Origin of the sequence: Mucilaginibacter straminoryzae, from assembly GCF_022953055.1 — a bacterium.
In the GTDB taxonomy this organism is placed as follows: Bacteria; Bacteroidota; Bacteroidia; order Sphingobacteriales; family Sphingobacteriaceae; genus Mucilaginibacter; species Mucilaginibacter straminoryzae.
Genome location: NZ_JALJEJ010000013.1, coordinates 72,050 through 79,242 on the forward strand (window position 1 = coordinate 72,050; position 7,193 = coordinate 79,242).

Sequence of the window (7,193 nt, forward strand, 5' to 3'; positions counted from 1 at the left end):
AATATTTCCTTTTCTGTTAGTAATAATTGTATTTTACAGGCACCAATTCGAAACCTGTACTAATGGAAAACAGACGGAAATTTATTCAAAAAATGGCCGTTGCCTCTGCGGCTATGCTGGCCGGTGAGAAAACATTTGCCTTTACTGCAAAAAGTTACCGCCATATCATCGGGGCAAACGACCGTGTTCATATGGCGATAATCGGTCTTAACGGTCGGGGTACCAGTATGGCCGGTACGTTTGCCCGGCAGAAAAACCTGAATATCGCCACTGTTTGCGATGTAGATACTCGCGTATTTGCAAAAGCTTTAAAAGCGGTAGCTGATGCCGGGCAGGCAGATGCTCCTAAAACAGAAGGGGATTTCAGAAAAGTACTGTCGGATAAAAATATCGATGGGATCTATATCGCCACGCCCGACCATTGGCATACGCCCATGACCATCCTTGGCTGCCAGGCCGGTAAACATGTTTACGTAGAAAAGCCCATCAGTCACAATCCACATGAAGGTGAACTGGTAACTGCAGCTGCTAAGAAGTATAAAAAGGTAGTACAGATGGGTGCGCAGCGTCGCTCTGCACCGATACTAACCCAAGGTATAGAAGAACTGCACAAGGGCGTCATCGGCAGGGTATACTACGCTAAAACCTGGTATACCAACACGCGTAAAGCTACTTTCCTGAAACCGGGCGCAGTTCCTGCAGAGCTAAATTACGAGCTTTGGCAAGGCCCCGCGCCGCGTAAACCATACCAAGAGGGGCTGATCCATTACAACTGGCATTGGTTCTGGCATTATGGTACCGGCGAAGCCTTAAATAACGGCACGCACGAATATGACGTGGCCCGTTGGGGCCTGGGCGTTGACTTCCCGGAGCATATTACTTCTACAGGAGGACGCTACGCCTTTAAAGACGATTGGCAAACACCGGATACGCAGGTAGTGACGATGGACTTCCCTAACCGGACGACCATCATGTGGGAAAGCCGCAGTTGTAATGGCCGAAAAGTGGAGGGTGCCGACCGCGGGATCATCTTTTATGGCGAAGGAGGTAGCCTGGATACCGGAGGTGATAGTTACAAGATCTATGACCAGGAAGGTAAACTGCTGAAAGAAGTAAAATCTGAAGCGGCTGAACCTGCAGTACAAGGACGTAATACCGCAAGCGTAAGCGCTTCAATGGATAGTTTACACGTCGCCGATTTTATAGATGCCATGCGGAATAACCGGAAACCGAATTGTGATGCTGAAACCGGGCATATCACCTGCCTGAGCATGCACCTGAGTAATATTGCCTGGCGGTTGAAGCGTGATTTAAAGGTCGACCCTAAAACCGGGCATATTTTAAACGACCCCGAAGCGCAAAAAATGTGGAGCCGCACTTACGAACCAGGCTGGGAACCCAAAGTTTAACGTAGCGATAATTAAGATATGAAAAGATTATTAACGCTCATGCTTTTGTTGCCCTTATTGTCCTTTGCACAAAAAGGCTTACCAGCTATGCCTGGTATGGTTTCGTTTACTTATCGTAATTACTTTGCAAAGGACATTCCGGCTACACTGGATATTGTAAAGAAGAACGGTGTCACAGATATGGAGTTTTCTAACCTTTTTGGCAGTTCTGCCGAAGCCTTGCGGACACAGTTAGATGCTCATGGAATCCATTGCTCTTCCTTCGGCGTAAGCTATGATGACCTGGTGAACAAAACAGATGAAGTGGCCCGGAATGCGAAAGCGCTTGGGGCAGCGTATGTGAGGGTAGCGGGCATACCCCATCAGGGTGCCTTGACCCTGATTGATGCGCAAAAGGCAGTTGAGACCTTTAATAAGTATGGCAAGATATTGAAAAACCAGTATGGATTGACGTTCATTTATCATAATCACGGCTTCGAATTCGAGCCATATGAAAACGGCACTTTGTATGATTATCTTGTTCAGCACACCGATCCAAAATACGTCAGCTTCGAGCTTGATATCCTTTGGGCATTTCTACCCGGACAAAACCCTGCTGAATTGTTAAAACGTTACGGTAAAAGATATAAAGCGTTGCATTTGAAAGACCTGAAGAAAGGTGTTGCTACCGGGGACCTATCCGGCAAAACATCGCAGGATAATGATGTGATCTTAGGTACCGGGCAAATAGACATTCCATCAGTGTTAAAAGCGGCAGCTAAAGCCGGCGTAAAACATTATTATATTGAAGATGAAAGCAGCGCCGCGCTACAGCAAGTGCCCGAAAGTATTAAATATTATCAATCTATCGCCAAACAATAAACCTGTAAAAAATGAAAACTATTTTAATCGCCGCCATTGCGGTTATGTCATTGACACCACTTACAAATTTCGCGCAATCTAAAACAGATAACACGCTTACTTCACAAGAAAAGAAATCGGGCTGGAAGCTACTTTTCGACGGTAAAACCAGTAAGGGGTGGAGGGGAGCTAAACTGGAAAGCTTCCCGACAGATCCGAAAGGATGGGTGGTTAATGATGGCATGCTCACGATACAAGGCTCCGCAGGTGGCGAATCTTCAAATGTGGGTGATATTGTTACGGTGGATGAATACGGTGCCTTTGATCTGAAGTTTGATTTCCGGATGAGCCGTGGCGCTAATAGCGGTGTGAAGTATTTCGTAACCTTGAAGGAAGATCCCTCAGGGTCGGCCATCGGGCTTGAATACCAGATACTGGATGATGATGTTCACCCGGATGCAAAATTGGGCCGGGATGGCGACCGTACGCTGGCTTCGCTTTATGACCTGATCCCGGCAAATAAACCTAAAAGCATCATTAAACCGATAGGCGAGTGGAACACCGGCGAAATTAAGGTTTACCCGGATAACCGTGTAGAACACTACCTGAACGGGGTAAAAGTATTATCGTATGTACGCAAATCGACCGAGTACCGCGAACTGGTAAAGATCAGCAAGTACAAAATATGGCCGAACTTTGGGGAAGCTGATAAAGGCCATATCCTGCTGCAAGACCACGGCTTTACCGTTAATTTTAAGAACGTAAAAATTAAGACGCTATAGCTGTTCAATTGCCGGTTGGCGTGATCAAAGTGTACCTTACCTTTAGTTTCGTAGCTGCTTCAGGTGTCGGCCGGCATTCTCATTTTTCGGATCCAGCTTTAGCGACCGTTCATAATTCTGGATAGCAAGATCGGTATTTCCAAGTTCTTCATATAATTCCCCAAGGCTGTCATAAACGTTTGCGCTTGCGGGGAATAAATAAACATTCAGCCTGAAGATTTCTAAAGCTTCTTTAAGCTTTTTTTGGGAAATAAGGTTGTAACCCCAATTGTTAACCTCATTTTCTGTTAACAGAAAATGAGGATTATTTTTCTTCAATTTTGTTACCTCACTAATAGCATTTTGATACCTCTTAGTATCAAGAACCCGCTTTAATATTTTTAAAGAAGGGGACAGGCCGAATCCGTTTGCCTCTTTCATATCCGGAATAAACAGTCCGGCCAGTTCATCAATAAATTTATCAGGCGCCGCACCTGAGAGGTTAGTAAGTATGATGATAGACAGATCATCATCCGGGTATACGAACAACGCTGAACGATTACCGCCTACCGGCGCTACTGCCGGGTGTTCTGCACGATCTACAACCGGCCAGCCTGCTGCATATCCGTTTAGCAACGAACTAAATCCTCCGGGTCTGCCGTTATTTAATTTTGCTGGTTTCCATAGTGTTGCAAGGCTTGATGCTTGTTTGAAAAGCTGATGCTGTTGCAGGGCAATTACCCAATCTGCCATTTCTTTTGCTGTAGAGCTCATGCCGGCGGCTGCCTGTAAGAACGGAGGGAAAGAGAAAAACATGTTATTAAGCTGACCTCTCGAAAACTGATACCCACCTGCGGCATGTGCTACAATAGTCTTCGTTGCGCCGAACCCGGATGAGATCGTTTTGGGCATACCTACCTTTTCCAATTGTTCTTTAAGGATAAATTGCTGGAACGGCATACCGCTAAGTCTATGTATAATGCGGCCGAGCAGCAGGTAGTTGGTTTGGTTATAACTGAACTTTTCGCCCGGTTTAAACACATTTGGCATCGTGATCACTTTGTTCCACGCCTCTTCAGGATCACCGGCTATCATTACTGATTCGTCTTCATCCACAATGTCAGGCAAGCCGGATGTGTGAGATAATAGTTGTTGAACGGTCACCGGCTTCCAGCTTTCTGGTAGGCCAGTTAAATAATCCGAAATTGGCGCATCTAACTTTAACTTTCCTGCTTCCATCAGTTGTATCACTGCTACACCTACAAATGCCTTGGTGATGGAGTTTATGGTAAAAACCGTTTCATTGGTTACAGGTATAGAATCTTGCAGGTTGGCGTAGCCGTAGTTCCCGGTTTTGATGATTTTTCCATGCCTTACTATCGCCAGTTGCAATCCGGGGATTTTGCCCTTTTGCATCTGTTTATTTATAAAAAGATCTACACTGTCTGCCTGGGCGTTGGCGGCTTGAATAGAAGAGGTAAATAGCAGGATAAAGAAAGCTTTTTTTAGAAAATTAAACATCTAGGGGAATAGCTTAAGGGATGGAAGGATAGTTGAAACGAATATAAAATTTTAAAGCGATAATCTGCACACAAGTTACAACGCGCTAACCAATAGGGCAAGTAAATTAACTTACTCGGGTTGATTTTGCCATCATTCTGTTTAATACAGTAGCTTCATTATAATGAATATTGCAATTTCTAAATTATCCGGTCAGGCGTTTGTGGGCACTGGTTTTATAAAAATGAACGCCAAAAAAGCTTAACTACGCGTTTTAGACGGTTGTTGTAAAGGGCTGCCTGGTGATTAAACACGCAAAACGGGCGATATTAAGCCTATATATAGGGGGTGGCTAAAAATTTTATTACTGATTATGAATACCTTATGGGAGTATTAAAAAAAAGTTAATATCAAATTTGGCAATTCATCCCGGTTTTGTACTTTTGTCCCCGGAGAGATGGCAGAGTGGTCGATTGCGGCGGTCTTGAAAACCGTTGACTGTTAAAGGTCCGGGGGTTCGAATCCCTCTCTCTCCGCAGAATAAAATATAAAAAGCACAACGGCTCAGATCATAAGATCTGGGCCGTTTTTGTTTGATTTGGAATTCTAAGATTACGATCAAATATGATCTTATTTTGTACAGGACGATTGTTTAAATTGGCTGGAAAAATAATCATGATAGCATTTAAAAGAATACCCCTGTTAATTTGCGTCGTAGCTTTAGCTGGCACAGTGCATGCCCAGCCAAAATCAGGCTTTAGAATTACCAATAGTTTCCCGATCAAAAGCAACGGTGGTTGGGACTATATCACCGTTGACGGAGAAAGCAAGCGGATTTTTGTGTCGCACGGGACGCAGGTAAACATTATCAGTACCACCGGCGATTCATTAGGTGTTATTGCTGGTACAAATGGCGTGCATGGCATTGCGCTGGTTAAGTCGCTCAATAAAGGTTACACCAGTAACGGCCGCGATAACAGCTGTACCGTTTTTGATTTAACCACCTATCGGCCAATAACCACGATAAAGGTAGGCACCAATCCCGACGCGATTTTCTTTGACGACTATTCTAAAAAGGTTTTTGTATTTAACGGGCGTAGCATGGATGCCACCGTTATAGATCCGGCAACGGATCAGGCGATAGCCACCATACCGTTGGGAGGGAAGCCCGAAACAGGGGTTTCTGATGGCAAAGGGAAGGTGTTCGTGAATATAGAGACGACCAATGAAGTAGCCGTGATTGATGCCAATAGCTACAAGGTGGTCCGGAGGTTTAAGATCGGTGATGGCGACGAGCCATCCGGCCTGGCTATCGACCGGCAGACTAATCGCCTGTTCATTGGGTGCGGGGGAAACCAAACTTTTGTGGCGATGGATGCCGCAAACGGCAAACCCCTGGCGAAGTTTAAGATCGGCGACTGCGACGGGGTGGCTTTTGACCCGGCGTTAAAAATGATCTACACCTCGAACGGCGAGGGGACGCTGTCGGTAATTAAAGAGGTTTCGGCGAACAAATACCAACAGTTGGAAAATGTAACGACCGAGAAAAGTGCGCGCACCATCGGGGTAGATATCATCACGCATAAGATCTATTTGCCTGCTGCTAAAACGGAACCGGTAGTGGCCACTGCGGCAAATGCTAAACCTCCCCGCCCGCGGGCTGTTGCCGGCTCATTCCATCTCATCGAGATAGGAAAGTGATGGAAAAACATTCCTCTTTCATTACACGCGACAAGCTAGCGCCGCTGTAGGGATAAACTCATCATGTTTAGCTATAACAGTAAAACATAACTACAGAGTGTCAATCCATAATTGTTATTAAATAGTTATTTTTTAAAAGCCCGATAGGTTAATATTGCTATCCAAAAACCCATCATTAAAACGAGTAGCTTACTCCAGTTATATTCCGGGGCGAGGTGCGCCCAATGCTTTAACGGAACTAATAACAATGAACCAGCAAGCCAAATAAGAATTATAATTATCGAGTCTCTTTTCGTAATGTTAGTCATGTTCTATTAAATTACACTTATTTTCTTGAAATTAACTTAAAAAATCATTGATCCCTACCGGCGCAAGCTTGTAGCTGATGCATAAGCGGGTTTATTTTTCCGAAATAGAAAAGATACAGTTACCATGTTTAATTCAAAGGAAATTTGCAACCATTTGATTAGTGAATTGGAAAGAAAAGATGTAAAATATGAAATTCATGAATCAGCTATGGGTCATATAATGATAGATGTTTGGTATAACGGTAATTTCTACGTTTTTCAAATAGAGCCCGAATTTATTGGTTTATCAATAGTTAATGATGAGGTGTCTGGATTTAGCGTAAATCAAGATAAAAAATTTCAAACGCTATTACAATTACAGACGGAGCTCAACAAGATATTTACGAATAAATCATGATAATTCCCCCGTGCTAGCGCGAGCTTGTAGCTGGTGCCCCGGTATGCTTTAAAAAAAGGATATATTTAACACCCTAAGTTTATCCTTTTCCATTGAATACTTTCCTAACCAACTGGACTACGGTATCCTCCATTCGTAAATGACACGAGCTAGAAGTGGCTGTTGCACAACTACGTTAATACGCGGGGGATATAAAACTTTTCGGACTTTGATTGCCATATGACTACTGTATTTGTGATGAAGCAGATAGTTTCTCTATAGCGACTTATTACTACTA

5 protein-coding genes and 1 tRNA gene are annotated in these 7,193 nt (G+C 44.0%); 5 read left to right on the top strand and 1 reads right to left on the bottom strand.

Annotated elements, in window-relative coordinates; all coding sequences use genetic code 11:
* Positions 1-62 precede the first annotated feature (62 nt).
* From MUY27_RS19265 to MUY27_RS19275, 3 genes are read left to right on the top strand one after another with little or no spacing between them, the layout of a single operon-like run.
* Positions 63-1,409 (top strand): Gfo/Idh/MocA family protein, encoded by a 1,347-nt coding sequence (locus tag MUY27_RS19265; RefSeq protein ID WP_245132864.1) that lies wholly within the window; start codon positions 63-65, stop codon positions 1,407-1,409.
* 18 nt (positions 1,410-1,427) lie between these two features.
* Positions 1,428-2,270: a sugar phosphate isomerase/epimerase family protein gene (locus MUY27_RS19270; protein WP_245132866.1), complete on the top strand. Its 843-nt coding sequence runs from the start codon at positions 1,428-1,430 to the stop codon at positions 2,268-2,270.
* 11 nt (positions 2,271-2,281) lie between these two features.
* Complete coding sequence (locus MUY27_RS19275) at positions 2,282-3,031, top strand: 3-keto-disaccharide hydrolase (protein WP_245132868.1); 750 nt, start codon at positions 2,282-2,284, stop codon at positions 3,029-3,031.
* Between the two features lie 42 nt (positions 3,032-3,073).
* Here MUY27_RS19275 and MUY27_RS19280 read toward each other — a convergent pair whose 3' ends face one another.
* Complete coding sequence (locus tag MUY27_RS19280) at positions 3,074-4,531, bottom strand: serine hydrolase domain-containing protein (protein ID WP_245132871.1); 1,458 nt, start codon at positions 4,529-4,531, stop codon at positions 3,074-3,076.
* A 430-nt stretch (positions 4,532-4,961) separates the two neighbouring features.
* Between MUY27_RS19280 and MUY27_RS19285 the strand changes: the two genes are divergently transcribed.
* Positions 4,962-5,046 (top strand) — tRNA-Ser (locus tag MUY27_RS19285).
* A 139-nt stretch (positions 5,047-5,185) separates the two neighbouring features.
* Complete coding sequence (locus MUY27_RS19290) at positions 5,186-6,211, top strand: YncE family protein (protein ID WP_245132872.1); 1,026 nt, start codon at positions 5,186-5,188, stop codon at positions 6,209-6,211.
* The last annotated feature ends 982 nt before the right edge of the window (positions 6,212-7,193 follow it).

What these genes read in the sequence shown, in the direction of transcription:
- MUY27_RS19265 (WP_245132864.1), top strand. Translation starts at nt 63, where the DNA reads ATGGAAAACAGACGGAAATTTATTCAAAAAATGGCCGTTGCCTCTGCG.
- MUY27_RS19270 (WP_245132866.1), top strand. Translation starts at nt 1,428, where the DNA reads ATGAAAAGATTATTAACGCTCATGCTTTTGTTGCCCTTATTGTCCTTT.
- MUY27_RS19275 (WP_245132868.1), top strand. Translation starts at nt 2,282, where the DNA reads ATGAAAACTATTTTAATCGCCGCCATTGCGGTTATGTCATTGACACCA.
- MUY27_RS19280 (WP_245132871.1), bottom strand. Translation starts at nt 4,531, where the DNA reads ATGTTTAATTTTCTAAAAAAAGCTTTCTTTATCCTGCTATTTACCTCT.
- MUY27_RS19290 (WP_245132872.1), top strand. Translation starts at nt 5,186, where the DNA reads ATGATAGCATTTAAAAGAATACCCCTGTTAATTTGCGTCGTAGCTTTA.